The organism is Ruegeria sp. CDSC025, assembly GCF_059610805.1.
The window spans coordinates 361,703-385,164 of sequence record NZ_JBXWOJ010000001.1; the positions used below are offsets into that span (position 1 = coordinate 361,703).

Sequence of the window (23,462 nt, forward strand, 5' to 3'; positions counted from 1 at the left end):
GATAGATGTCTGGTGCGCAATCCGGCCAAGGCGGGCTGGTCGACCATATCGAAGAAACCTTGATCGCATCGTTGCTGGGCCTGATGACGGCTGTGACATTTGCCAATGTGATCGCAAGGTATTTCTTTAATTCCAATATCCTATGGGCACTGGAGCTGACGGTATTCGCCTTCGGCTGGTTGGTGCTGCTTGGGGCGTCTTATGCCGTCAAGAAACACGCCCATCTGGGAGTGGACGCCATCCTGAACATGCTCAGCCCGGCGCCTCGACGGATTTTGGCTCTGATCGCAGTAGCCTGCTGTCTGGTGTTTTCTCTGCTGATGCTAAAAGGCGCATATGACTATTGGGCCGTGTTCGCGGATCTGCCGCCCACATCGGGGCGATGGTTCCCTACCGGGTTCAACTTCGATGCGCGCAGTCAGAGCTTTTATGAGGTCGACGACATTCCGATGGTCGCCCCGCTGCGGTTTCTTGAGGATCTGATCAACTATGGCGAGGGCTATGAAAAACTGCCCAAGGTGGTGCCGTATCTGGTTCTGCCCGTGTCGATGCTGCTTTTGGTGATCCGCTTTGCGCAGGTTGCGGTACAGATTTGGCGCGGCGAAGCCGACCGGATGGTCGCTAGCCACGAAGTCGAGGACGAGATTGAAGAAGTCCGCGCTCAGCAAGGAGAGCACAACTGATGGATGTCATTCTTCTGTTCTCGATGGTGATCGGCCTGCTGCTGATCGGTGTACCGATTGCGGTGGCGTTGGGGCTCAGTTCGACCCTGTTTCTGCTGATTTATTCCGACAGTTCGCTCGCCTCGGTCGCAGGTACCTTGTTTGAGGCTTTCGAAGGGCATTTTACCCTGCTGGCGATCCCTTTCTTCATTCTGGCCTCGTCCTTCATGACCACGGGCGGCGTGGCCCGGCGCATCATCCGTTTCTCGATTGCCTGCGTGGGGCACTTGCCCGGAGGTCTGGCGATTGCGGGCGTGTTCGCCTGTATGCTGTTTGCGGCCCTGTCGGGGTCGTCTCCGGCTACGGTGGTGGCCATTGGTTCGATTGTGATCGCTGGCATGCGGCAGGTTGGCTATTCCAAGGAATTCGCCGCCGGCGTTATCTGTAACGCAGGGACGCTGGGTATTCTGATTCCGCCGTCGATCGTGATGGTGGTCTATGCCGCCGCTGTCGAAGTTTCTGTCGGGCGCATGTTCCTCGCCGGTGTGATCCCCGGCCTGTTGGCTGGGCTGATGTTGATGATCACCATTTATGTGATGGCCAAAGTCAAGAACCTACCCAAAGGTGAATGGAAAGGCTGGGGCGAAATCCTTGTCTCGGCACGCGAGGCCGGGTGGGGTCTGTTCCTGATCGTGATCATTCTGGGCGGCATCTACGGCGGTATCTTTACCCCGACCGAGGCCGCTGCGGTGGCCGCAGTCTATGCCTTTTTGATTGCCAGCTTCGTCTACAAGGACATGGGCCCCCTCAGCACCGAGGGTGAGGAAAAGAATATCTCTTTGCTCAGAAAGCCTTATGCGCTGATCACGGCAATTTTTCACCCCGACACCAAGCAGACGTTGTTCGAAGCTGGGAAACTGACCGTTACCCTGCTGTTCGTTATCGCCAACGCCTTGATCCTGAAACATGTTCTAACCGATGAACAGGTACCGCAGCACATAGCAACTGCCATGCTGTCGGCAGGTCTGGGGCCGGTGGCTTTCCTGATCGTGGTTAATGTGATCTTGCTGATCGGCGGCCAGTTCATGGAGCCTTCGGGACTGCTGGTTATCGTAGCACCACTGGTGTTCCCGATTGCAATCGAGCTAGGCATCGACCCGATTCACCTGGGCATCATCATGGTTGTGAACATGGAGATCGGGATGATTACCCCGCCGGTCGGCTTGAACCTGTTCGTGACCTCGGGCGTGGCGGGCATGCCGATGATGGGCGTTGTCCGGGCGGCCCTGCCATTCCTGGCGGTCCTGTTCGTCTTCCTGATCATGGTGACCTATATCCCGTGGATATCCACCTTTCTGCCCAACACTTTCATGGGGCCGGAGATCATAACAAACTAGCGGGTCCAGCCGCTGAGAATAAGACCGGGCAGGGGATCTCTGCCCGGTTTTTGCGTCTTGAACGGGGCGCCAAGGGGATTATCTAAAGGGCAGAGGACGACCTCTCCATCACGAGACAGTATCCGGGACGACCCGGACTGATCAGAGGTCTCTTCTATGCCCTGGATTATCCTGTTGTTTGCCGGCCTGCTTGAAATTGTCTGGGCCGTGGCGATGAAACAATCTGCCGGGTTCACCCGGTTCTGGCCGACCGCCCTGATGGCGGTTTCGATGCTTGGTTCGTTCACATTGCTGGCACTGGCCATGCGGACGCTGCCTTTGGGAACAGCCTATGTCATCTGGACGGGAATAGGAGCGGTTGGCGCGTTTACCTTTGGTATTCTTTTTCTGGGCGAAGCCCTGACCGCCACGCGCATCTGCGCGGCAGTCTTGATCATAGCCGGGATGGTGACGATGAAAATGGCCTGATCAAGCTTGTTCCAGAGCCTGAATGATGCCCGAGAAATCGTCAGCCTTCAGGCTCGCCCCGCCGACCAGAGCGCCATCCACGTTCGATACGGCGAAAATCTCGGCGGCGTTTGATGGCTTTACCGAGCCGCCATAAAGCAGCCGGACCGAACGCCCAACGCCTTCGCCAAAGCGCCGTTCCAGCCGCGTGCGGATAAAGTCATGAACCTGTCCGATCTCATCCAGGGTGGGCACTTTGCCCGTGCCAATGGCCCAAATCGGTTCGTAGGCGACTATTAGGTTTTCGCCCGTTGCCTGATCCGGGATCGAGCCGGACATCTGACCGCCGATTATATCCAGGGTATTGGCGGCCTCGCGCTGTTCCAGGCTTTCACCGACGCAGATGATTGCCTTTAGCCCACCATTCATAGCGGCAATAGACTTAGCACGAACATCTTCATTCTGTTCACCATGATCTTCGCGGCGTTCAGAATGGCCAAGAATGACGGCTGACGCTCCGGCGTCGACCAGCATCTGGGCGCTAATGTCACCTGTATGCGCGCCCGAGTTTGCCGCGTGGCAATCCTGACCGCCTATCTGGATGTTTCCGCCCGGGACCTTCTCTTTGGCCCGATGGATCAAGGTGGCAGGTGGGCAGATCAGAATATCAACTGCCGGGGCAGCATGCATGTGAGAAAGGGCCTGAAGCTCGCTCAAGTCGGCAGCATTACCATTCATCTTCCAGTTTCCAGCCGCCAGTTTGCGCCGCATATCGCGTCCCCTTGAAATAAATCGGTTTTCTGGTGACCGGATATCATTGCCAGTCAGGTCTGACAATTCCGGTTGCAGAGCCCGTTGCAAAACGGCAGTTTCCGCCGCGATGAGGAATGAGCAATATGATCGAACATCTTGATCTTGAAAAACTGGATCGGTGCGACACGGCGGAATTGGCCAAATTGACCCGCGCCGTCGGTGAAGTTGGGTTTCTGACCGTCTCCAATACTGGTATCTCTGCCTGTCGGGTGGAACGGGTCATCTCGGCATATCACGCATTCTTCCGGCTGCCAGAGGTCGAGAAACGGCGTGTTGATATGGCTGTGACCGGGTCCAACCGTGGGTGGGGCGCCGCGCGCTCGGAACAGGTAGATCCAGCTGCAAATCCTGACTTCAAAGAGGTGTTCGATTGCGGATACGAGCTAGCTGAGACCAATAGGTACTTTGGCAAGAACCTCTCGGTTTATGCCCCGAACCAATGGCCGGAGACTGTGCCCGAGTTTCGATCAATCATCGAGGCCTATTATGGTGACGCCTGTTCGGTTGCCATGCGGGTGTTGCGCGCCATTTCGGTGGCATTGGGCAAGGATGCCAACAGCTTTGACACTGCCTTCGACACGCCCATGGCCCTGTTGCGCGGCAATTATTACCCGCAAAGGCCAGTCTGGGCAGGCGAAAAGGATTTCGGTATCGGAGCGCACACTGATTATGGCTGTCTGACCCTGCTGGCCACCGATGGTCGAGCCGGGTTAGAGGTACAGATGCCGGACCAGAGTTGGGCTCAGGTCCAAGCGCAGCCCGGAACATTCATTATCAATTTTGGGGAGATGCTGGAGTTCTGGACGGCAGGGGCGGTCAAGGCAACTCTGCACCGTGTGATCGGTGGATCTGCTGAAAGGCTGTCGGTTCCTTTGTTCTTCAACCCGTCTTATGACACCAATGTTGCCCCGCCACATTCAGAGAATGTCATCCAGGCAGGAGAGCACTTGACGCGTCGTTTCAACGAGACCTATGTGCACTTGCAGGCAGCGTCTTAAGGCTGAGTTGCAATGCTTTCGTCGAACTTGATGGATTCTCCGCAACCGCAGGCATCTACAACATTCGGGTTGCGGAACTTGAAACCGGATTCAAGCAGCGAGACCTCATAGTCGATCTCTGTTCCAAACAGGAACATCTGTGCCATCGGGGCGATCATGATCCGCGCGCCGTCCTGCTCGACCACTTCATCATTGGTGTCAGGCTGGTCGACATAGTCCATGGTGTATTCCATCCCGGCACATCCGCCTTTCTTGACGCCAATACGCAAACCAGCATGACCGCCCGAAGTCATCAGGCGGGCAATCTGCTCTGCAGCCTTTGGTGTCATTGTTACGGCCTGTTTGCCGGGGATGCCGAACATCATGATCTCCGTCGTTGTTCGTTGTTGCTAATGTAGTGCCGCGAGGCATCAGGCTCAAGACATAGCAGGATTTCTTACCTAACTTTTACTGTCGGATTAGATTTCCCGCCCCAGTCGGTAAGCAAGGCTTGCTTTGCAAATTACACTCGTCATAGCCTGACCCATGATCCACTTTTGGAAAATATTTGAGGCTGAATAGCATGAAAAGACTTTGGTTTAGAAAAAAAGATATTCTAACAATTCCTTCTCTGATGCTGTCTGTGTTTTTGGCTCAGACGGCGATCGCAGAAGAAAAGCAACATCCGGTAAACTGTGCAACAGCAGAAGGTGATTTGCGCGCGATTGCAACCGAACGAAAACATGCAGAGGAGGAGCAGGCCAAAAGTGTAATTGCCATTACACCTGCTGGGGCGCTTCTAGGCCTTGTGACTGGAACCGAAAAGAAAAGACTAACTATGTTATCAGGAGATTACATAGAGAAGCTTAACCAGAGGTCGGACGAAATCAAATCGACCTGCGGAATTCAATAACAGAAGGCTTTCGCACTTGACCTTACATAAATCCAAGTTCCAGGCGCGCTTCGTCTGACATCATTTCCATGCCCCAGGGGGGCTCCCAGGTCAGTTCCACGTCAACTTCTTTTACGCCGGCCACGGGTTCGATTGCCTCGACGATCCACCCAGGCATTTCGCCGGCAACCGGGCAGCCGGGCGCGGTCAGTGTCATGATGACCTTGACCGCGTTTTCCTGGGTGATGTCGATCGTATAGATCAGACCTAGATCATAGATGTTTACAGGGATTTCGGGGTCATAAACCGTTCGGCAGGCGTCGACCACCGGCTCATAAAGAGGGTGTTCAATCGTTGAAGGGGCAATAAGAGGTGTGCCTTCAAACTGTTCGCTCGGGTGAGTCATTCGTGCCTCGGGTTTGTTACCTGACGAATTATATAGGGAAAGCCTCGGGCAGCGTCCAGAGGCACAATGACACCCCCTTAAGGGGTGCCATAAGAGTTTAGTCGTTTATGTCATGCCTGAACTTCTTCACCTGGCCATGGGGCAGAGCAAAGACGCGGCGCAGGATCAGCCAGGCAATCAGCGACAAAGTCGCAAAGATCATAAGCAGGATCGGCAGTGACGGTACTATGCCAGGGATTGCCAGCAGAATACCCGTCAGCCCGGCCCCGATGGCGAAACCCAGAAAGATGAACCCAGGTAGGACTATTTCGAGGATGCCCAAAGCCAACGCGCCAGCCAGCCATAGCCACCATGTTAACCAAAAGGGATCAGCCATTATGTACGTCCTTTCAACATGTTGAAGGCGTTTCCGAAAGCTTCAAGCGCATTGGCAGGTACAACGATAGTCTGCGAGCCATTGCCGGTGCCCAGCGTGTTCAATGCCTCAACCTGTTTCAATGCAACCTGGTACTGAGCCGCCTCGATACCGTTTTCCTTAATCGCCTGGGCAACAACACTGGTTGCATAGGCTTCGGCTTCGGCTTGAATGCGGCGCGCTTTGGCCGTTTGTTCTGCCGCATAGAGTTCGGCGTCGGCCTGAAGCTCAACAGAGCGTTTCTTGCCCTCGGCCTCGGTAACCTGCGCGCGGCGTGCGCGTTCGGCATTCAACTGTTGCAGCATCGCGTCACGGGTCGCCTGATCGAGGTTAACGTCCAAAATCTCGGCGCGCGTCACTTCGATCCCCCAGTCATCCACTGCGGTTTCGACGCTTCCTTGAATCTGAGTGATCAGTTGAGCACGGTTCGACTGAACTTCGTCCAGGTCCATCTTGCCGATTTCCGCCCGGACGATACCGGCAACGGTCGTCGCGATAGCACCATCTACATCGCGGATGCGGTAGACTGTCTTTTCCGGCTCTAGGATGCGGTAAAAGACCGAAGTGTCGATTTGGACCAGAACGTTATCTTTGGTGATTGCGTCCTGCGTTGCATTGGGAAGCTGGCGTTCCAGAATGGATATCTTGTGCCGCGCAACATCCAGTAAAGGAACGATAAAGTTGATCCCAGGGCCGAGCACCGAATGCAAACGCCCGAACCGTTCGACCACATACTTTTCCGATTGCGGCACGATTTTAATGCCTTTTAGCGTGATGATGACGATCAATGCCGCCGCGAGCAGGTAAATTAGGTTCGAAGAAAGCAATCCAATGATTTGGTCTTCGGTCATATCCGTCCTCTTTTATTGTGTACGATAGTATACATTTGGGGGTTGAATCGCCCTTTTTCAACTCTGGTATGGAGGGATTGTGCTTGGATTCAAAACGCTGATCCATGGATTTTGGTTAGTTTTTGCTATTGTGACCGCTTTGCATCCCCTCGCGTTTGCGCTATCGGGCTGGGATGAAACTGATTATTGATACAGACCCCGGCATCGACGATGCGATGGCCATTGCATATGCCGCTGCAGCCCCCGAGATTGACTTGATCGGCCTGACGACCGTTTTTGGCAACACCCACGTTCATCAATCCAGCCGCAATGCACGGTTTTTGGTGGATAAACTTGGGTTGGACATTCCCGTGGCCCAAGGCGCGGCCTACCCACAGGGAACAGGGCACCACGCACCGTCCGAACATGTTCACGGTCCCGAAGGTTTTGGGGATATTACCGATATCCCGGAAATCGGGGCGAACCATGATTTGAATGCCACGGAATTCCTGGTGGAAATGGCGCGCCGCCACAAGGGAGAGCTGACGGTTTGTGCAATCGGCCCCTTGACTAATATTGCTGCGGCGATGCGTTTGGACCCTGAGTTTTCGCAGAACATCAAACAGTTGGTGATCATGGGTGGGGCGGTTTTCTGCCCAGGAAACATCACGGAACATGCCGAAGCAAACATCTATCACGATGCCCTTGCCGCAAATGAAGTGTTTGCAGCACCCCCGGCGACCGTTGTGGTTGGTTTGGATGTCACCTTGAAAACGCTGTACAAAAGTGCGGATTTTGACGGTCTGGCCCAACGCTCGCCCGATATGGGGGCTTTCCTGCGTGACATCTCGGTATTTTACCTGAAATTCTACAAGGATATCGGCGGGTTGGAGGGCTGCGGCCTGCATGACTCGACTGCTGTGATCGCCTGCACCCATGGCACGATGTTCGAGATGGTCGAAACCGGGGTTGAGGTAATTGTGGGTGGTACGGAATCCGGCGCTACGCGTCCGGTCTCAACGCGACCGGCTGTGCTGGTATGTCGGGATGTTGACGGGGCAGGGGTTGTTGATCTGTTTACCCGGCAGGTTGCCTCTTTACCCTGACAACTTGCAATGGCTGAACAGATCGGGCAAATCCTGCCCGGTTCAGCGACCCGAGGATGCCCAATGACAGACCGTTTCTCATTTGACCTGAAGGCCACGGACGGCAAGGCCCGCGCCGGAGTGATCCACACACCGCGCGGTGAAGTGCGTACTCCGGCGTTCATGCCCGTAGGCACTGCTGCGACGGTCAAAGCGATGATGCCGGAAAGTGTTCGTGCAACCGGTGCCGATATCTTGTTGGGGAACACCTATCACCTGATGCTGCGCCCTACGGCCGAGCGCATTGACCGTTTGGGTGGGTTGCATAAATTTATGAACTGGGATCGCCCGATCCTGACGGATTCCGGTGGATTTCAGGTCATGTCCCTGGCTGGTCTGCGCAAGCTGACCGAAAAGGGCGTGACCTTCAAATCTCATGTCGATGGGTCCAAGCACGAGCTGACCCCGGAACGCTCGATGGAGATACAGCGCTTGCTGGGTTCAGACATCGTGATGTGTTTTGACGAATGTCCGGCCCTACCCGCAGATCGAGATCGAATCGCTGAATCAATGCGCCTGTCGATGCGATGGGCCGATCGATCGCGACAGGCTTTCGGCGACCGTCCTGGACATGCGTTGTTTGGGATCATGCAAGGCGGGCTGGAACAGGATTTACGCGAAGAAAGCGCCGAGGCGCTGAAAGCGATCGGATTCGAAGGCTACGCGGTTGGCGGTCTGGCCGTGGGCGAAGGTCAGGAGGCTATGTTTGGTTGCCTCGACTACGCTCCTGACTTTCTGCCAGCCGACAGACCGCGCTATTTGATGGGCGTTGGAAAGCCTGACGACATTGTCGGAGCTGTCGCCCGCGGGATCGACATGATGGATTGTGTCTTACCCTCACGGTCCGGTCGCACAGGACAGGTGTTCACTCGTTACGGCGTGGTCAACATAAAGAATGCCCGCCACGCCGATGACCCGCGCCCGCTGGATGAGGCCTGCTCATGCCCGGCTTGTTCGAACTATTCTCGCGCCTATCTACACCATGTGTTCCGCTCGAACGAGATGATCTCGGGCATGCTGCTGACCTGGCATAATCTGCACTATTTTCAGGAAATAATGCAGGGTATGCGCGATGCCATTGCTGCTGGTACATTCGATGCCTGGCAGGCGACCTTCCATGCGCAGCGCGCGCAAGGGGATATTGAACAGATTTAGGTTCAGCGCCTTTTCAGTCAACCTAACAAGACTCTAGATTGAGGGCGCTTTATCTGCGTTTACCGAACAGCCAGCGCTTCTTTTGTGGTTTTGCATCAAGGTCGTAGCCAAACCCTTCGAAAAAGCTACGAACTTCTGGGGTCAACATCCCACGGCCACTTGCATATTGAGGCAGATCGAAGCCACCGCCATAGTTCAGCTCGACAACGACCGGACCAGACTCGGTTATAGCGATGTCGGTCGACTGATATCGAATTGGCTGAAACGTTCTTGCAGCACGGTCATTTATTTCGATCAATTCCTCCCAAAAAGGCAGTTTCAAGCCCATTAAACCGGGGTTGTCAGGATGGTCATCTAGGAATTCTGTTTCCATCTTGGCGCGGCGCGCGACGGTTTCGATAACGCCGGTTTTGATATTGATCGAACAAGCAAAGTTCCCCGGTCTCCAGAAGGCGTCCGCAATATTGGGGCCCTGCGGAAGTTTAATAACGGCAACTGGGCAAAAGACGTCGTTTTCTCTTACCAGCGTAACCATTCGCACCGTTGCAAGGGCTGAAGCGTAGTCTTGGATTGCAGAGTGATTTTTGAGCAAAGGTTGCACGACATATGAATTCTGCCCAACGAACTCGTCTAGGAATGCCTCATAGGTGATCGGCGGTTGGCCTGCACAAGTGATAGTGGATTGATCCGCGTCCTCGATCAAAAAGGCCCCAAAGCTTACCATCCCCTCGACGATCTTTCCAAAAAGCCCACCTTCCAGATGGTTGCAAACGAGATCGCGCAACGCCTCAGGAGTGTTGATTTTCGTAACCCCGGGGTAGTGTCGGTTCGAACGGTCGATGACGCCAACGGTTTCCGGGACAGGTACACCCGCTGTTTCAAGCAAAGTAGAAGCCAGTATCTTGTCTTCTGCGGCACTGTTCCAACCATGATGGTTACACTTGTGGGCGATGGGCCAATGGAGATCATTGGAGATGTATGCCGCGCGTTCGGCGTCGGTAAAGCGGTCTTCGTGATGAAGGCCATTGCGCACATACTCGACCATATTCAAACGGCTGGGAGGCTTTGCCATTTGATTGAAGCTCCGTTGGACTTGTAAAACAGAGCGCCCAGAGCTTTTGGCGGCATGCGCTAAAAGAGTCGCATGATCGGAGTCGCGGGCAGATAAGTACCGTTGATGGTCGGATTCCGCAGCATTGGTATTTTTTGGATTTGTCATCTCTACGACTCACAGTAATCGATCAGAAGTTGGGGTATGCAATCATATTGTTTGCAATGATGGCAGGCTTTGGGCAGTTGCCTGTTAGATAGTGTTGTACTTTTGCTGTTGGTTTCTGAATTTCCAGGCAGGCAATCGCCGAAGAAACCAAGCGGGGTCAAATTGAGAATTTGACAAGACCGATCATGTTATCGTCTTGCGGAGGCGCAACCTTCCGGTCATTGTTAGGTCCACTACAGGTAAGGTTGAAATAGGACGCTTGGCGCACCACCTTTACCTTCCAGACAGGAGACGGCCGGGGGTTGCCTAGATGAGGGACCAGTGCCGTCTTGCCAAAGATAAGGATTGAGCATGCAAGAGCCCCTGAATTCCTCATACCCAGTACTTCCGCTGCGCGACATTGTGGTTTTTCCTCATATGATCGTGCCTTTGTTCGTGGGTCGGGAAAGGTCTGTCCGCGCACTTGAGGAAGTGATGCAAGACGATAAGCAAATTCTGCTGTCTAGCCAGATTGATCCAGGTGATGACGATCCGGAAATCGACGGAATCTATCGCTCGGGCGTGCTGGCAAATGTGCTGCAGCTGCTGAAGCTTCCAGATGGAACCGTGAAAGTTCTGGTCGAGGGGCAAGCGCGCGTACAGATTACAGAATACCTTGATAACGAAGAGTTTTTTGAGGCTCGTGCAGAATATCTGACCGAGATTCCGGGTGATGTGACCACTACACAAGCGTTGCTTCGCACCGTTGCCGACGAGTTCGAGCGCTATGCCAAAGTCCGCAAGAACATTCCCGAAGAAGCACTGACCGCTGTTGGCGAAACCGCCGAACCCGCCAAGTTGGCCGACCTTGTGTCGGGGCATCTTGGTATCGAGGTCGAGCAAAAGCAGGAACTGCTGGAAACACTGTCGGTCAGCGAACGGCTTGAAAAGGTCTACGGCCTGATGCAGGGCGAGATGTCGGTTCTGCAGGTCGAGAAAAAGATCAAGACCCGCGTCAAAACCCAGATGGAGAAGACACAGCGTGAATATTATCTGAATGAGCAGATGAAGGCCATTCAGAAGGAACTTGGCGATGGCGATGACGGCTCGAATGAAGTGGCTGAGCTGGAAGAGAAAATCGCCGAAACCAAACTGTCGAAAGAGGCGCGCGAAAAAGCAGAGGGCGAGCTGAAGAAGCTGCGCAACATGAGCCCGATGTCGGCTGAAGCTACTGTCGTGCGCAATTACCTCGACTGGATTTTGGCTCTGCCTTGGGGCACCAAGTCCCGCGTTAAAAAAGATCTGGGCCGCGCGCAGGAAATTCTGGACGACGATCACTATGGGCTTGAGAAGGTCAAGGAGCGGATCGTCGAATATCTGGCTGTTCAGCAGCGGTCGAAGAAGCTGAAGGGCCCGATTATGTGCCTTGTTGGCCCTCCGGGTGTGGGTAAAACCTCGCTTGGTAAGTCGGTTGCACGTGCGACGGGGCGCGAATTCATTCGCATCTCGCTGGGCGGTGTGCGTGACGAGTCCGAGATCCGTGGCCACCGTCGGACCTATATCGGTTCGATGCCTGGTAAGATCATCCAGGCGCTGAAAAAGGCGAAGACCACAAACCCGCTCATCCTGCTCGACGAGATCGACAAGATGGGTCAGGATTTCCGTGGCGATCCGGCCTCGGCCATGCTGGAAGTGTTGGACCCGGAACAGAACAGCACGTTCATGGATCACTACCTTGAGGTTGAATATGACCTATCCAACGTGATGTTCCTGACCACCTCCAACAGCTATAACATGCCCGGGCCTTTGCTCGACCGGATGGAGATCATACCTCTGGCGGGCTATACCGAAGATGAAAAGAGCGAGATCGCCAAGCAGCACCTGATCGGTAAGCAGATCAAGAACCACGGTCTGAAAGCCAAAGAGTTCGAACTATCCGATGAGGCGCTGCAATCGATTATCCGCACCTACACCCGAGAAGCTGGCGTGCGGAACCTTGAACGCGAAATCGCCAAGGTGGCGCGGAAGTCGCTGACCAAGATCATCAAGAAAGAGGCGGAGTCGGTCACGGTGACGCCGGACAATCTGGATGAATTCTTGGGCGTGCCCAAGTTCCGCTATGGTTTGGCTGAACAGCACGATCAGGTTGGGGTTGTAACCGGTCTGGCCTGGACCTCCGTTGGCGGCGATCTGCTGCATATCGAGGCGCTGAAACTGCCCGGTAAGGGGCGGATGAAGACCACGGGTAAGCTGGGCGATGTGATGAAGGAATCCATCGATGCAGCCTCATCTTATGTGCGGTCAATCTCACCTAAGATCGGGGTGAAGCCGCCCAAATTCGACAACCTGGACATCCACGTCCACGTACCGGACGGGGCAACGCCCAAGGATGGTCCTTCGGCCGGTTTGGCAATGGTGACCTCAATCGTATCGGTTCTGACGGGTATCCCGGTGCACAAGGATATTGCCATGACAGGAGAGGTTTCCCTGCGCGGCAATGCGATGCCCATCGGTGGTTTGAAGGAAAAGCTGCTGGCGGCTCTGCGCGGCGGGATCAAGACTGTTCTGATTCCGGAAGAGAATGAGAAAGACCTGGCCGAAATTCCTGACAACGTGAAGGAAGGGCTGAAAATCATCCCGGTCACGCATGTTTCGGAAGTTCTGAAACACGCTCTGGTTCGGGATCCTGAACCTGTCGAATGGGACGAAGCCGCAGAAGAGGCCGCCGCGGCTGCAGCCAAAACGGCTGAGAACACGTCCCCGTCCGCCAGGGCGCACTAAAGGTCAGAATATGGCAATTAGGGGCGGGGTTAGCACCTCGCCCTTTTTCTTTGGTCAGACCAAATAGTCAGCCAATTACTGGCTTTGCATATCGGATCGCAGAGTAGAGAAATGGTGGGTGATAAGAGATTTGAACTCCTGACATCTTCGATGTGAACGAAGCGCTCCACCACTGAGCTAATCACCCGTGAGCAGGGGTCTTATAAGGAGTTCAGCAAAGCCGCAAGAGGTCTTTGCGCCTTTTGGGCCCCGGGGATTACCCCGCAAATGCCCAGTCGAGGTGCCCATAAGCGGGCGGCCTTGTGGGGCCGCCCTTTCACTTTTTGATGTCAAAGAATGAAATCGTCCTGGGTCAGATCGTGCAAGCCAGAGATCTTGATAACCATCTCAGGATTTTTGTCGCCGTCAGTATCCACAAGAACAAGTGTGAAGTCGTTCTTGGTGCCTGCGTTGTTTTTCTTGACGTAATAGATTTCGCCTTCGTCCGACGTCTGGGCCGGTGTTGTACCGTTGAAGACAAATGAATCATCGCCGTCAATTACGGTGCTTGCGTCGATCGCACTTAGGTCGATCTTGTCTTCACCCTGAGTGAAATCGGTAATCCGGTCGGCATATTTTGCTTTGCGCGAACTTTCGGTTGTTGACGTGAACACAAACTCATCGGCCCCTTCGCCGCCGGTCATGGTGTCCCTTCCGGCACCACCGATCAAAGTATCGCTGCCTCCGCCACCATTCAGGGTATCTTTGCCAAGGCCCCCGTCCAGGCGGTCAGACCCTCCATTACCCTGCAGGATGTTTCGACCGTCCGTACCTGTAATGTCGTCATTTTGCTCGGACCCATCGACGTTTTCGACACCCGTAATGGTATCGGTTCCGTATCCGGTTGCCTGTGCATTGGTGTCAGACAAATCAACGGTTACGGCGCTTGTGCCGATATAACGCAACCAATCCAGGCCCTCTCCGCCGTCAATAATATCGTCGCCGTCGCTGTCCTCGGCTACAAAGTTGTCCGTGCCCTTGTGGCCGTACAGTTCGTCGTTTCCAAGACCTCCGGTCAGGGTGTCATTGCCGCCACCCCCAAGAAGAATGTCATTACCCTCGCCAGCAGAAATAACATCGCTACCGCCAAATCCTTCCAACCGGTTATCAACTTCATTCCCGACGATGATGTCGCCCTTGTTGCCGCCCTGCGCATTCTCAATGACGACCCCATTTGCGATCGTAAATCCACCGGTTACGCCTTTGGCATGGGAAGGAGTGCCACCTGCATCGCTGCCATCAAGATCCGCGTCATTGAGGTTGATCGTGACGCTACGATCAACACCCTTTGCCGAAATTGTATCGATTCCATCTGTATCCCAGATGGATGTCCAGAATGTTCCGGCGCCATTCTTGCCTTTGATTTTATAGACGCTGTCGTCGGTGTTGTGGTCCGTCGTTCCGTAGATCGCCTGCAGCGCAGCTATATCAAGGGCCATGGGCGAGGCCGTGCCGCCAGCCTTATATGTCTTCAGAGGAACAACTTCGGGATAGCCCGAGTTGTAGGACATGATGGTATAAACACCCTGGTTCTGCCCATCTGTCCCGTAGTCGTCGAAGGGCTGCGTAACCCCCGGAAAAATAGTCGAGCTGCCGCCTTCATCATGTGGGTGGGCTAGACCAAGGCCGTGAAGAATCTCGTGAATGATTGTCGCGAAGCCTTCACCGCCTTTGCGTAGCGCCTCTTTGCTAAACAGAGGCGTATCATAGGCAAAGATGCCGAACAGGGCGTCGATGCCAGAATCCTGCAGCAGGGGGTCGTCACCCGGAACTTGATGGACACCAAGAGATCCGGGTCCGCCAAGATCGTTTTGGGTCAGCAAAGCGTAGGTGATGTTAACGTCATTAATCTCGCCTGCTGGTGTCAGAAAGCCGACTTCGTTGAACTCGATCGGAATGATCGTTTCGATAATTGCAAATGCTTTGCGGATTGCTTCCTTCATGTAGGAGGCAAAGCCACGGCGACCTAACGATCCATCATCGAAGGAGTATGTGATTGTGCCCGGAGCACTGACGCCTCCGGCGCTGGTGTCCCAAGACGTGCCCCAAATCAGGCTGTCTACATAAACATGGCCGGTAACATTTGCACCCGGAGAAGTTGTGCTGGCAACTGACATCTTAAATTTCTTCCTTGTCTAACACGCCATTTGTTCCCGGTTTTTCCGGAATACAAAATTGGCGCCGTATATATTGACCGGTTCTAGAATCGGTAATTCTTCCTTTGGCATCAGAAATTTCCAACGTTTTGGCCCGAGGATCAACCGAGCGTATGAAGTCTCTTTTGGCAGAGGTGTTTGTAATCGTCTTGCAGACCATTTGTGGTTGAATTGAGGCAGAACGCGGCAAGCTTTGAGTAACTCTCTGCCAGTAAGTTGATATGACTGTTCACTTTGGGTTTATGTCACAATAAGCTTGGGGATGAGCTTGGAGGCTGTCCTGAGATCTGGATTTAGCGGGACCCATGCCAGGTGATGTGCTGCTCAAGGTTTCAGAATATTTTTGTCTGGCCAAAGGCAGCGGGTCGTGAATTATCGGCTGGTTTCTGTTTGGCCATTCGTCGTGTGACGAGAAAACATCTCTAACAAAAATTACGTTCTGAGAAAAAACTTCAATTCGCCGCTTGACGATGTCCGGGCGTGGCCATAATACACCCCAACGTTCAGCAACGAACGGGCAGCGGGCGGTTGTAGCTCAGTTGGTTAGAGTACCGGCCTGTCACGCCGGGGGTCGCGGGTTCGAGCCCCGTCAACCGCGCCATCGCTGCCATCCTTGGTCCAGGGTAAAGGCCACGAAATAGATGCGCGGTTGTAGCTCAGCTGGTTAGAGTACCGGCCTGTCACGCCGGGGGTCGCGGGTTCGAGCCCCGTCAACCGCGCCATTTTCCACTAGTTTTCAGAAATCATACCGTTTACCGGGTGACTCTATTGGTTTTGTTGTCAGTAGGTGGCGGCAACATCTCTCTCGTTCACATTTTGTTCTAACTTTTCTGTTGGAGACTCAGTGTGGCTCGCTTATCTCTAGGACACTTATGTGTTGGGGGCCAAACATGGCTGAGCTGAAGAATATCGAGGTGCGCGGCGCGCGCGAACATAACCTCAAAGGCATTGACGTGGATATTCCGCGTGACCAGCTTGTGGTTATCACTGGTCTGTCAGGCTCGGGCAAGTCGTCGCTTGCCTTTGACACGATCTATGCGGAAGGGCAGCGCCGGTATGTCGAAAGCCTGTCGGCCTATGCCCGGCAATTTCTGGATATGATGGAAAAGCCAGATGTGGACCATATCAGTGGTCTATCTCCGGCTATTTCCATCGAACAGAAGACGACTTCAAAGAACCCACGGTCTACCGTGGGAACCGTGACCGAGATTTACGACTATCTGCGTCTGCTGTTTGCCCGCGCTGGTACACCGTTCAGCCCTGCCACGGGCAAGCCGATCGAAGCCCAGCAGGTGCAGGATATGGTCGACCGGATCATGACGATGGAGGAGGGCACGCGCGGGTATCTGCTTGCCCCGATCGTGCGAGACCGGAAGGGCGAGTATAAGAAAGAGTTTCTGGAACTGCGCAAACAGGGCTTTCAGCGCGTCAAGGTTGATGGCGCGTTTCACGAGTTGGACGAGCCTCCGAAGCTGGACAAGAAGTTCCGCCATGACATCGACGTCGTGGTCGACCGATTGGTGGTGCGCGAGGGCATGGAAACGCGGCTGGCGGACAGCCTGCGCACAGCGCTTGATTTGGCCGATGGTATTGCGATTTTGGAAACCGCACCGCCTGAAGGCGACCCGGAGCGGATCACCTTCAGTGAAAATTTCGCCTGTCCTGTCAGTGGCTTCACCATCCCCGAGATCGAACCGCGCCTGTTTTCCTTTAATGCGCCCTTCGGGGCCTGTCAGGCCTGTGACGGGCTGGGGGTCGAGCTGTTCTTTGACGAACGCCTCGTAGTGCCGGATCAGACGCTGAAACTGTATGATGGCGCCTTGGCGCCCTGGCGCAAGGGCAAGTCGCCCTATTTCCTGCAGACTATCGAAGCCATCGCGCGACATTATGAGTTCGACAAGAATACGCCGTGGAAAGATCTGCCCGCCAAGGTGCAGCAGGTGTTTCTGCGCGGATCGGGCGAGGAAGAAATCCAGTTCCGCTATGACGAAGGCGGCCGGGTTTATCAGGTAACCCGCAGTTTCGAAGGCGTTATCCCGAATATGGAGCGGCGCTATCGCGAGACTGACAGCGCCTGGATCCGCGAAGAATTTGAGCGTTATCAAAACAACCGCTCCTGCGGCACCTGCGAAGGCTATCGCCTGCGCGCTGAGGCGCTGGCCGTCAAGATCTCCGGATTGCATGTCGGGCAGGTGGTCCAGATGTCGATCCGCGAGGCACTGGCTTGGGTTGAGGATGCCCCGAACCATCTGAGCGCTCAGAAAAATGAAATCGCGCGGGTGATCCTCAAAGAGATCCGCGAGCGTTTAGGATTTCTGAATAACGTTGGTTTGGAGTACCTTACGCTGTCACGTTCAAGTGGAACGCTTTCGGGCGGGGAAAGTCAGCGTATCCGTCTGGCCAGCCAGATCGGTTCGGGTCTGACCGGGGTGTTGTATGTACTGGACGAACCTTCGATCGGGTTGCATCAGCGCGACAATGACCGCTTGCTGGGTACTCTCAAAAACCTGAGGGATCAGGGGAACACGGTCATCGTCGTAGAACATGACGAGGAAGCCATCCGCGAAGCCGACTATGTCTTTGACATCGGACCGGGCGCAGGCGTGCATGGCGGACAGGTCGTCAGCCAGGGTACCCCGTCCGAGATCGCGACCGATGCAGCCTCGATCACCGGCCAATACCTGTCAGGCACACGCGAAATCCCGGTGCCGTCCGAGCGGCGGAAGGGGAACAAAAAGAAAGTGACTGTGGTTAAGGCCACCGGGAACAATCTGAAGAAAGTGACCGCTGATTTTCCTCTGGGCAAGTTCGTCTGTGTGACCGGCGTATCCGGCGGTGGCAAATCGACCCTGACGATTGAAACCCTATTCAAGACAGCCTCCATGCGGCTGAACGGCGCGCGGCAGACACCCGCGCCGTGCGAGACGATCAAGGGGCTCGAGCATCTGGATAAGGTGATCGACATCGACCAGCGGCCCATCGGGCGTACACCACGCTCGAACCCGGCCACGTATACGGGGGCGTTCACGCCGATCCGTGACTGGTTCGCCGGTCTGCCCGAGTCCAAGGCGCGCGGGTACAAGCCTGGCCGGTTCAGCTTTAACGTCAAAGGCGGTCGGTGCGAGGCTTGTCAGGGCGACGGCGTCATCAAGATCGAAATGCACTTTCTGCCCGATGTCTATGTAACCTGCGAAACCTGCAAAGGCGCGCGGTACAATCGGGAAACCCTTGAGATCAAATTCAAAGGCAAGTCCATCGCGGATGTCCTTGATATGACAGTGGAAGATGCACAAGAGTTCTTCAAAGCCGTGCCGTCGATCCGCGATAAGATGGACGCGCTGGCGCGGGTCGGTCTGGGGTATATCAAGGTCGGGCAACAGGCGACGACCCTGTCGGGCGGTGAAGCGCAGCGGGTGAAGCTGTCAAAAGAACTCTCCAAACGCTCAACTGGTCGGACGCTTTACATTCTGGATGAGCCGACGACCGGTCTTCATTTCGAAGACGTCCGCAAGCTGTTGGAAGTGCTGCATGAATTGGTTGATCAGGGTAACACGGTTGTTGTGATCGAACACAATCTGGATGTTGTCAAAACGGCCGACCACATCATTGATATCGGACCCGAAGGCGGTGATGGTGGTGGTGAAATTGTCGCCACGGGAACGCCCGAAGATGTTGTTGTTGTGGAACGCAGCCATACGGGCAGGTATTTGAAACAGTTGCTGAACCCCGAGCGGGTCGCGGCGGAATAACCTCCGTCGCGGCAACTTCAGTATCTGGCGTATCGCAGCGTCTGCCAGTGGCGCAGTATTGGCGGAAAGAACAGGAACACGAAGCCGAAGCTGACATAGGCAAAAATCATCATCGGGATCCATAGCAGAACGCCAACCAGCCCAGTAAACCCGGAAACACGCGCGGCTGAGTTCGCCGACATGATGCGCGTGAGCAAAGCAAAGAACAACTGCCCCCCATCCAGCGGCGTCAGGGGCAGCATGTTAAACAGCGCCAGCCACAGGTTTAGCTCTGCCGTCACCACCAGAACCCAGCCAATTTCGGGCGAGTTGGAAACGGTTCCAGCAATGAACACACGGTCCACAGGGTCAGGTTCACAATCGGCCCCATGGCCACAATCAATTCGTCTTCATATGCCGAGGTTGACCGGCGATGTTCGCAGAATCCGCCGCCCCCATAAAGGACGACTCGATTGACGGGCACGCCCTGCACAAGACAGCCCCATAGGTGGCCCAACTCGTGCAGGAGAATCGAAATCAATTAAATCGCCACGAAGGCGAGCGCATAGGGCAGGTTGACCGGATCGGCGTTAAATCCGACAACGATCAAAACCAGAAAAATAAGGCTTTGGCTGAAATGTATCGGTACGTTCCATGGGCCGCGGAGCTCAAATAGCACCTTTTCAGTATTCATAATAAAACCTCGAAATAGTGAGGTTTATGATGATGTTAGATTGCGTCAAAATTTTGAAAACAGGCTGAAAAATGCCCGAGCCTGCTTACTTTCTCAAATCGACAGAGGTTGCTTTTCGACCGCTTGAATTCAGGCCGCGATTGTCAGTTCAGGATGTCTGCAACCGCGCCGATCAGGTTCAGAACTTTGCGTGTATCCGGGTCGACACGATACACGTAGTCGCCTGCGCGGATATAGCTTCCCCTATTCAGGCCATACCGAAACGGATCATCAATCCAGCGATAGTCGCCATTGATAAACTCGCCATTTCTATACAGCTTTTTGGCCTGTCCCGGAGGGACACAGGGTACGTTTTTCTTGGCCAGACCCGGCGGGCAGTGGCCGGCGTTTCCAGTTGCAACAATACCGCCCTGAGGCGCAATGCGGATGACCTTATTGCTATTCTTGTTCTTGCCGTTTCCCTTCCCGTTACCGGCCATGGCCGCCACCGGGGTCACGACCAGAGCAAGAACAGTAAGCGCTTTGACCAAATTATGCGTCATCGTAGCCCCAAGAATCGATGCTGAACCTCTCCATTAGATGGACATCGGCAGGAAAGGGGTCAACCCTATGGGCAGGAAGCCGCCCAAGGGCATCCTAGTTCCGACCGCGCTTTTCAAATCGCGGAAGCATGGCCGAGAAGTCCAGCCCCAGCCCATCTTCGCTTTCGACGAATTGCTGATACAGCTCGGTCGCCATCATCCCCATTGGGGTGTCGGCATCCGAGCTTTCCGCCGCCTGCTGACTGAGACGCAGGTCTTTCAACATCAGTTCGGCGGCAAAGCCGGGTTGATAACCATTGTCGGCCGGGCTTTGCGGACCGATGCCTGGGGCAGGGCAGTATGCGTTCATCGTCCAGCTATAGCCCGAGGAGGTGCTGACAACGTCGAACATTTTCTGCCGGTCCAGCCCCAATTTGTCGGCCAGCGCGAAGGCCTCGCAGGTTGCAATCATGGTGACGCCCAAAATCATGTTGTTGCAGATCTTGGCCGCCTGACCCGCGCCCGCATCTCCGCAATGCACTGCCTTTTGCCCCATGATGTCGAACAAGGGCCGGGCTTTTTCGAATGCCTCGGCGCTTCCACCTGCCATGAATGTCAGCGTCCCAGCCGAGGCGCCTCCGATACCGCCCGATACGGGCGCGTCGACGGCCAAAACTCCCGCAGCCAAAGCCATATCGGCAACAGCTCGAGCGCTGTCGACATCCACTGTCGAACAATCGACCCAGACGGCCCCTTCATTCATCGCTGGAATGATCTCATTTGCGACGGATCGAAGTATCTGGCCATTCGGAAGCATGGTGATGACGATGTCTGTGTCTTTTGCAGCGTCGGCCCCTGACCCAGTCAAAGTAACACCGGAAACCGACACCTCGGCCATATCAAACCCAGCGACTTCATGCCCGGCATTGGCAAGATTGACTGCCATTGGATTGCCCATGTTTCCAAGGCCGATAAACCCGATTTTCATTCTTTAATCCTCCTCGAATGTCAGGGCGACGCTGCCCAGGGGCCGCAGCATTGCGGAAATATCCACGGCGGGAACAGGTTTGCCATGGTGACGCCAATTAGGAGAGCGATCCTTGTCTATGATCTGCGCGCGGATACCTTCCAGAAAGTCTCCGTGTTCCATGGCGCGCGCCGTAAAGCGGTATTCCATCTCCAGGGCTTTTCGGATCGACAGATCCAGCGCCTTAAGCCGATGAATCATTTCAATGGTACAAGCCACCGATAGTGGAGAGTTGCGGCCCATCAACTTTTGCGCCGCGTCAGAGAACGGGGTCTCGGAAAAGCGCAACGCGTTGAGGATGTCGTTCAACCCCTCGCCATTGAAAAGCACGTCGATTTCCGCCTGGACCTTTTCAAGTTTACCTGTGAGTGGCGTCTGGGAATGCTCGACCAACAGGTCTGTGCTCCCGGAAGCTTCGAGCAGTTCGATCAAGCCGGGCCATTCTTCAATGGGGATAAAATGGTCGGCAAAGCCCGCATAAATGGCGTCCGCAGGGCCCATTCGGTGACCTGTTGTGCCCAAGTATTCTCCCAGTCGACCCGGAGCCAGCGCGAGCATCAGAGAGCCACCAACATCCGGCACCAAACCGATAGAGCACTCGGGCAGGGCAATCTGAGATGTTTCACCGACTATGCGGTGGCTTCCATGGCACCCAATTCCGACGCCACCACCCATAGTAAACCCTTGTAGGAAACTGACCACGGGCTTGGGGTATTCGAAAATCAGTGCATTCAGCCTGTATTCATCGCGCCAGAAAGTCTGCCCATAGGCAAAGTCGCCTTTGCACCCGGTATCATAAAGCTCTGCGATATCTCCCCCGGCGCAAAATGCTTTATCGCCAACGGCGTCCAGTATGATCAGGTCAACTGACTCGTCCTCGCGCCAGTTGCGCATGGCCGTATCTATCGCCATGCACATGTCATAACTCAGCGCGTTCAAAGCTTTGGGGCGTGTCAGAGTGATGCGTCCAGCGCGGCCGGTAGTGTGAATTTCAATATCTGACATCGGGGTCTCAGCGTTGGGCAAGCATCTGACGAGAAACAATGACGCGCATGATCTCGTTTGTGCCTTCCAGAATTTGATGAACGCGCAAGTCGCGGACAAGCTTTTCGATACCGTAATCGGCGAGATACCCATAACCGCCGTGCAGTTGCAGGCATTGGTCGACCACTTTTGATCCGGTTTCAGTCACGAATTTCTTGGCCATTGCACAGAACTTGGTGGCGTCCGGTGCGCCCGTGTCCAGTTTCCAGGCCGCCTGACGCAAGAACGTCCGGGCCGCCTGCAATTCTATTTCCATATCCGCAAGCCTGAACTGCAGCGCTTGAAACTGATCAATCGACTTCCCGAATGCCTGACGCTCGGACATATACTGAAGCGTCATGTTCAGACCTGCTTGTGCCGCCCCCAAAGAACATGAGGCAATATTCAAGCGACCGCCATCCAGGCCCATCATCGCATATTTGAATCCGTCACCTTCTGTACCCACCAGATTGCCCGCCGGAACTTTGCAGTCGTCAAACTGAACCTGCGCCGTTGGTTGGCTTTTCCAGCCCATCTTTTGTTCAAGCGCGCCAAAGCTAAGACCTGGAGTGCCATCTTCGACATACAGGGTTGAAATCCCTTTGGGACCATCCTGTCCGGTGCGCACCATACAGACATAAGCATCTGAGTATCCGCCGCCCGAGATGAAGGCCTTGGTTCCGTTCAGCGTATAACCTTCGTTCGTGCGTTCGGCGCGGGTTTTCAGCGCGGCTGCGTCCGAGCCTGATCCGGGTTCGGTCAGGCAGTAGCTGAGGACTGTGTTCAGGCTAAGAATATCCGGCATGATCCGCGATTTCAGCTCATCCGCGGCAAATGTGTCTAACATCTTGGCGCACATGTTGTGGATCGTCAGGAAGGCCGCGACTGAAGGGCAAGCCATCGAAAGGGCCTCGAACACCATCGTCGCATCCAGCCTGCTAAGACCGGAACCGCCACTATCTTCGGACACATAGAGACCGCCAAAGCCAAGCTCTCCTACACGGGGCCAAAGGTCTTTGGGAATAGTGCCATCTGCCTCCCATTGCCGGGCGAAGGGTGCGATATGCTCCTGCCCGAACTCATAGGCCATATCGAAGATAGCAGTTTGCTCTTCGGTTGGTGCAAAATCCATTGGTTTCCTCCCACGTCGCCGGAT

23 protein-coding genes and 3 tRNA genes are annotated in these 23,462 nt (G+C 54.9%); 11 read left to right on the forward strand and 15 right to left on the reverse strand.

All coding sequences use genetic code 11. The features are described 5' to 3' along the window. Positions 1-5: 5 nt before the first annotated feature. The 3 genes from AC2FH8_RS01770 (at position 6) to AC2FH8_RS01780 (ending at position 2,527) form a co-directional block, all read left to right on the forward strand. Positions 6-683: a TRAP transporter small permease gene (locus AC2FH8_RS01770; protein ID WP_142634075.1), complete on the forward strand. Its 678-nt coding sequence runs from the start codon at positions 6-8 to the stop codon at positions 681-683. After that, the gene (locus AC2FH8_RS01775) at positions 683-2,059 is read left to right on the forward strand and encodes a TRAP transporter large permease (RefSeq protein WP_496687898.1); all 1,377 of its coding nucleotides are present in this window, start codon (positions 683-685) and stop codon (positions 2,057-2,059) included. The genes AC2FH8_RS01770 and AC2FH8_RS01775 overlap by 1 nt, the downstream gene beginning before the upstream one ends. 156 nt (positions 2,060-2,215) lie before the next feature. After that, complete coding sequence (locus AC2FH8_RS01780) at positions 2,216-2,527, forward strand: DMT family transporter (RefSeq protein WP_142634071.1); 312 nt, start codon at positions 2,216-2,218, stop codon at positions 2,525-2,527. Here the strand turns inward: AC2FH8_RS01780 and tpiA are convergent, their stop codons facing one another. Continuing rightward, positions 2,528-3,277, reverse strand: a complete 750-nt coding sequence (gene tpiA, locus AC2FH8_RS01785) for a triose-phosphate isomerase (RefSeq protein ID WP_496687901.1) — start codon at positions 3,275-3,277, stop codon at positions 2,528-2,530. Between the two features lie 116 nt (positions 3,278-3,393). Between tpiA and AC2FH8_RS01790 the strand changes: the two genes are divergently transcribed. Further along, complete coding sequence (locus AC2FH8_RS01790; RefSeq protein ID WP_496687903.1) at positions 3,394-4,317, forward strand: isopenicillin N synthase family dioxygenase; 924 nt, start codon at positions 3,394-3,396, stop codon at positions 4,315-4,317. Here the strand turns inward: AC2FH8_RS01790 and AC2FH8_RS01795 are convergent. Next, complete coding sequence (locus tag AC2FH8_RS01795; RefSeq protein WP_142634067.1) at positions 4,314-4,679, reverse strand: HesB/IscA family protein; 366 nt, start codon at positions 4,677-4,679, stop codon at positions 4,314-4,316. The genes AC2FH8_RS01790 and AC2FH8_RS01795 overlap by 4 nt on opposite strands. Positions 4,680-4,879: 200 nt before the next feature. Here AC2FH8_RS01795 and AC2FH8_RS01800 point away from each other — a divergent pair, with 200 nt between their 5' ends. Further along, on the forward strand, positions 4,880-5,209 hold the full coding sequence (locus tag AC2FH8_RS01800; protein ID WP_142634065.1) for a hypothetical protein: 330 nt from the start codon (positions 4,880-4,882) through the stop codon (positions 5,207-5,209). 22 nt (positions 5,210-5,231) lie between these two features. Here the strand turns inward: AC2FH8_RS01800 and AC2FH8_RS01805 are convergent, their stop codons facing one another. The 3 genes from AC2FH8_RS01805 to AC2FH8_RS01815 form a co-directional block, all read right to left on the reverse strand. After that, positions 5,232-5,594 carry an SUF system Fe-S cluster assembly protein gene (locus tag AC2FH8_RS01805; RefSeq protein WP_142634063.1) on the reverse strand — a complete coding sequence of 121 codons (363 nt, stop codon included), beginning with the start codon at positions 5,592-5,594 and terminating at the stop codon, positions 5,232-5,234. 97 nt (positions 5,595-5,691) lie between these two features. Then, the gene (locus AC2FH8_RS01810; RefSeq protein WP_142634061.1) at positions 5,692-5,970 is read right to left on the reverse strand and encodes an NfeD family protein; all 279 of its coding nucleotides are present in this window, start codon (positions 5,968-5,970) and stop codon (positions 5,692-5,694) included. Beyond that, on the reverse strand, positions 5,970-6,860 hold the full coding sequence (locus tag AC2FH8_RS01815; protein ID WP_496687906.1) for an SPFH domain-containing protein: 891 nt from the start codon (positions 6,858-6,860) through the stop codon (positions 5,970-5,972). The genes AC2FH8_RS01810 and AC2FH8_RS01815 overlap by 1 nt, the downstream gene beginning before the upstream one ends. Positions 6,861-7,033: 173 nt before the next feature. Here AC2FH8_RS01815 and AC2FH8_RS01820 point away from each other — a divergent pair, with 173 nt between their 5' ends. Together AC2FH8_RS01820 and tgt are read left to right on the forward strand one after the other, a co-directional pair. After that, positions 7,034-7,945, forward strand: coding sequence for a nucleoside hydrolase (locus tag AC2FH8_RS01820; protein ID WP_142634057.1), 912 nt, complete (start codon positions 7,034-7,036; stop codon positions 7,943-7,945). A gap of 63 nt (positions 7,946-8,008) precedes the next feature. Beyond that, entirely contained in the window at positions 8,009-9,139 is a 1,131-nt protein-coding gene (gene tgt / locus AC2FH8_RS01825; RefSeq protein WP_142634055.1) for a tRNA guanosine(34) transglycosylase Tgt, read from the forward strand. A 49-nt stretch (positions 9,140-9,188) separates the two neighbouring features. Here the strand turns inward: tgt and AC2FH8_RS01830 are convergent, their stop codons facing one another. Beyond that, positions 9,189-10,358, reverse strand: coding sequence for a sugar-transfer associated ATP-grasp domain-containing protein (locus tag AC2FH8_RS01830; protein ID WP_496687908.1), 1,170 nt, complete (start codon positions 10,356-10,358; stop codon positions 9,189-9,191). A gap of 351 nt (positions 10,359-10,709) precedes the next feature. On the opposite strand from AC2FH8_RS01830, the gene lon reads away from it, so the two are divergent. Continuing rightward, positions 10,710-13,118, forward strand: a complete 2,409-nt coding sequence (gene lon, locus AC2FH8_RS01835; RefSeq protein WP_142634051.1) for an endopeptidase La — start codon at positions 10,710-10,712, stop codon at positions 13,116-13,118. 112 nt (positions 13,119-13,230) lie between these two features. Here the strand turns inward: lon and AC2FH8_RS01840 are convergent. Both AC2FH8_RS01840 and AC2FH8_RS01845 read right to left on the reverse strand, forming a co-directional pair. Beyond that, positions 13,231-13,305 (reverse strand) — tRNA-Val (locus AC2FH8_RS01840). Positions 13,306-13,447: 142 nt separating this feature from the next. Beyond that, complete coding sequence (locus AC2FH8_RS01845; protein WP_496687912.1) at positions 13,448-15,274, reverse strand: M10 family metallopeptidase C-terminal domain-containing protein; 1,827 nt, start codon at positions 15,272-15,274, stop codon at positions 13,448-13,450. A gap of 563 nt (positions 15,275-15,837) precedes the next feature. Here AC2FH8_RS01845 and AC2FH8_RS01850 point away from each other — a divergent pair. From AC2FH8_RS01850 to uvrA, 3 genes are all read left to right on the forward strand, one after another. Then, positions 15,838-15,914, forward strand: a tRNA-Asp gene (locus AC2FH8_RS01850). A 44-nt stretch (positions 15,915-15,958) separates the two neighbouring features. Then, positions 15,959-16,035, forward strand: a tRNA-Asp gene (locus AC2FH8_RS01855). Positions 16,036-16,203: 168 nt separating this feature from the next. Further along, the gene (gene uvrA, locus AC2FH8_RS01860; protein WP_496687915.1) at positions 16,204-19,062 is read left to right on the forward strand and encodes an excinuclease ABC subunit UvrA; all 2,859 of its coding nucleotides are present in this window, start codon (positions 16,204-16,206) and stop codon (positions 19,060-19,062) included. A 17-nt stretch (positions 19,063-19,079) separates the two neighbouring features. On the opposite strand, the gene AC2FH8_RS01865 is transcribed toward uvrA, so the two are convergent. From AC2FH8_RS01865 to AC2FH8_RS01895, 7 genes are all read right to left on the reverse strand, one after another. Then, positions 19,080-19,406, reverse strand: a complete 327-nt coding sequence (locus AC2FH8_RS01865; RefSeq protein WP_496687918.1) for a site-2 protease family protein — start codon at positions 19,404-19,406, stop codon at positions 19,080-19,082. Further along, positions 19,340-19,534 (reverse strand): hypothetical protein, encoded by a 195-nt coding sequence (locus tag AC2FH8_RS01870; protein WP_496688217.1) that lies wholly within the window; start codon positions 19,532-19,534, stop codon positions 19,340-19,342. The genes AC2FH8_RS01865 and AC2FH8_RS01870 overlap by 67 nt, the downstream gene beginning before the upstream one ends. Before the next feature lie 48 nt (positions 19,535-19,582). Then, a complete protein-coding gene (locus AC2FH8_RS01875; protein WP_496687921.1) occupies positions 19,583-19,735 on the reverse strand; it encodes a hypothetical protein in 153 nt (50 codons plus the stop codon). A gap of 143 nt (positions 19,736-19,878) precedes the next feature. Next, the gene (locus tag AC2FH8_RS01880) at positions 19,879-20,277 is read right to left on the reverse strand and encodes a hypothetical protein (RefSeq protein ID WP_496687924.1); all 399 of its coding nucleotides are present in this window, start codon (positions 20,275-20,277) and stop codon (positions 19,879-19,881) included. Between the two features lie 94 nt (positions 20,278-20,371). Further along, on the reverse strand, positions 20,372-21,244 hold the full coding sequence (gene mmsB / locus AC2FH8_RS01885) for a 3-hydroxyisobutyrate dehydrogenase (protein ID WP_281972160.1): 873 nt from the start codon (positions 21,242-21,244) through the stop codon (positions 20,372-20,374). 3 nt (positions 21,245-21,247) lie between these two features. Continuing rightward, on the reverse strand, positions 21,248-22,288 hold the full coding sequence (locus AC2FH8_RS01890) for an enoyl-CoA hydratase/isomerase family protein (RefSeq protein ID WP_496687927.1): 1,041 nt from the start codon (positions 22,286-22,288) through the stop codon (positions 21,248-21,250). Between the two features lie 7 nt (positions 22,289-22,295). After that, positions 22,296-23,438: an acyl-CoA dehydrogenase family protein gene (locus tag AC2FH8_RS01895; RefSeq protein WP_496687930.1), complete on the reverse strand. Its 1,143-nt coding sequence runs from the start codon at positions 23,436-23,438 to the stop codon at positions 22,296-22,298. Positions 23,439-23,462 lie beyond the last annotated feature (24 nt).

Bases quoted from the DNA above. Each gene is read 5' to 3' on its own strand.
- AC2FH8_RS01880 (WP_496687924.1), bottom strand. From the start codon at position 20,277: ATGACGCATAATTTGGTCAAAGCGCTTACTGTTCTTGCTCTGGTCGTG.
- AC2FH8_RS01810 (WP_142634061.1), bottom strand. From the start codon at position 5,970: ATGGCTGATCCCTTTTGGTTAACATGGTGGCTATGGCTGGCTGGCGCG.
- AC2FH8_RS01875 (WP_496687921.1), bottom strand. From the start codon at position 19,735: ATGAATACTGAAAAGGTGCTATTTGAGCTCCGCGGCCCATGGAACGTA.
- AC2FH8_RS01775 (WP_496687898.1), top strand. From the start codon at position 683: ATGGATGTCATTCTTCTGTTCTCGATGGTGATCGGCCTGCTGCTGATC.
- AC2FH8_RS01830 (WP_496687908.1), bottom strand. From the start codon at position 10,358: ATGACAAATCCAAAAAATACCAATGCTGCGGAATCCGACCATCAACGG.
- lon (WP_142634051.1), top strand. From the start codon at position 10,710: ATGCAAGAGCCCCTGAATTCCTCATACCCAGTACTTCCGCTGCGCGAC.
- AC2FH8_RS01770 (WP_142634075.1), top strand. From the start codon at position 6: ATGTCTGGTGCGCAATCCGGCCAAGGCGGGCTGGTCGACCATATCGAA.
- tgt (WP_142634055.1), top strand. From the start codon at position 8,009: ATGACAGACCGTTTCTCATTTGACCTGAAGGCCACGGACGGCAAGGCC.
- tpiA (WP_496687901.1), bottom strand. From the start codon at position 3,277: ATGCGGCGCAAACTGGCGGCTGGAAACTGGAAGATGAATGGTAATGCT.
- AC2FH8_RS01795 (WP_142634067.1), bottom strand. From the start codon at position 4,679: ATGTTCGGCATCCCCGGCAAACAGGCCGTAACAATGACACCAAAGGCT.
- AC2FH8_RS01895 (WP_496687930.1), bottom strand. From the start codon at position 23,438: ATGGATTTTGCACCAACCGAAGAGCAAACTGCTATCTTCGATATGGCC.
- AC2FH8_RS01790 (WP_496687903.1), top strand. From the start codon at position 3,394: ATGAGCAATATGATCGAACATCTTGATCTTGAAAAACTGGATCGGTGC.
- uvrA (WP_496687915.1), top strand. From the start codon at position 16,204: ATGGCTGAGCTGAAGAATATCGAGGTGCGCGGCGCGCGCGAACATAAC.
- AC2FH8_RS01890 (WP_496687927.1), bottom strand. From the start codon at position 22,288: ATGTCAGATATTGAAATTCACACTACCGGCCGCGCTGGACGCATCACT.
- AC2FH8_RS01780 (WP_142634071.1), top strand. From the start codon at position 2,216: ATGCCCTGGATTATCCTGTTGTTTGCCGGCCTGCTTGAAATTGTCTGG.
- AC2FH8_RS01805 (WP_142634063.1), bottom strand. From the start codon at position 5,594: ATGACTCACCCGAGCGAACAGTTTGAAGGCACACCTCTTATTGCCCCT.
- AC2FH8_RS01845 (WP_496687912.1), bottom strand. From the start codon at position 15,274: ATGTCAGTTGCCAGCACAACTTCTCCGGGTGCAAATGTTACCGGCCAT.
- AC2FH8_RS01815 (WP_496687906.1), bottom strand. From the start codon at position 6,860: ATGACCGAAGACCAAATCATTGGATTGCTTTCTTCGAACCTAATTTAC.
- AC2FH8_RS01820 (WP_142634057.1), top strand. From the start codon at position 7,034: ATGAAACTGATTATTGATACAGACCCCGGCATCGACGATGCGATGGCC.
- mmsB (WP_281972160.1), bottom strand. From the start codon at position 21,244: ATGAAAATCGGGTTTATCGGCCTTGGAAACATGGGCAATCCAATGGCA.
- AC2FH8_RS01800 (WP_142634065.1), top strand. From the start codon at position 4,880: ATGAAAAGACTTTGGTTTAGAAAAAAAGATATTCTAACAATTCCTTCT.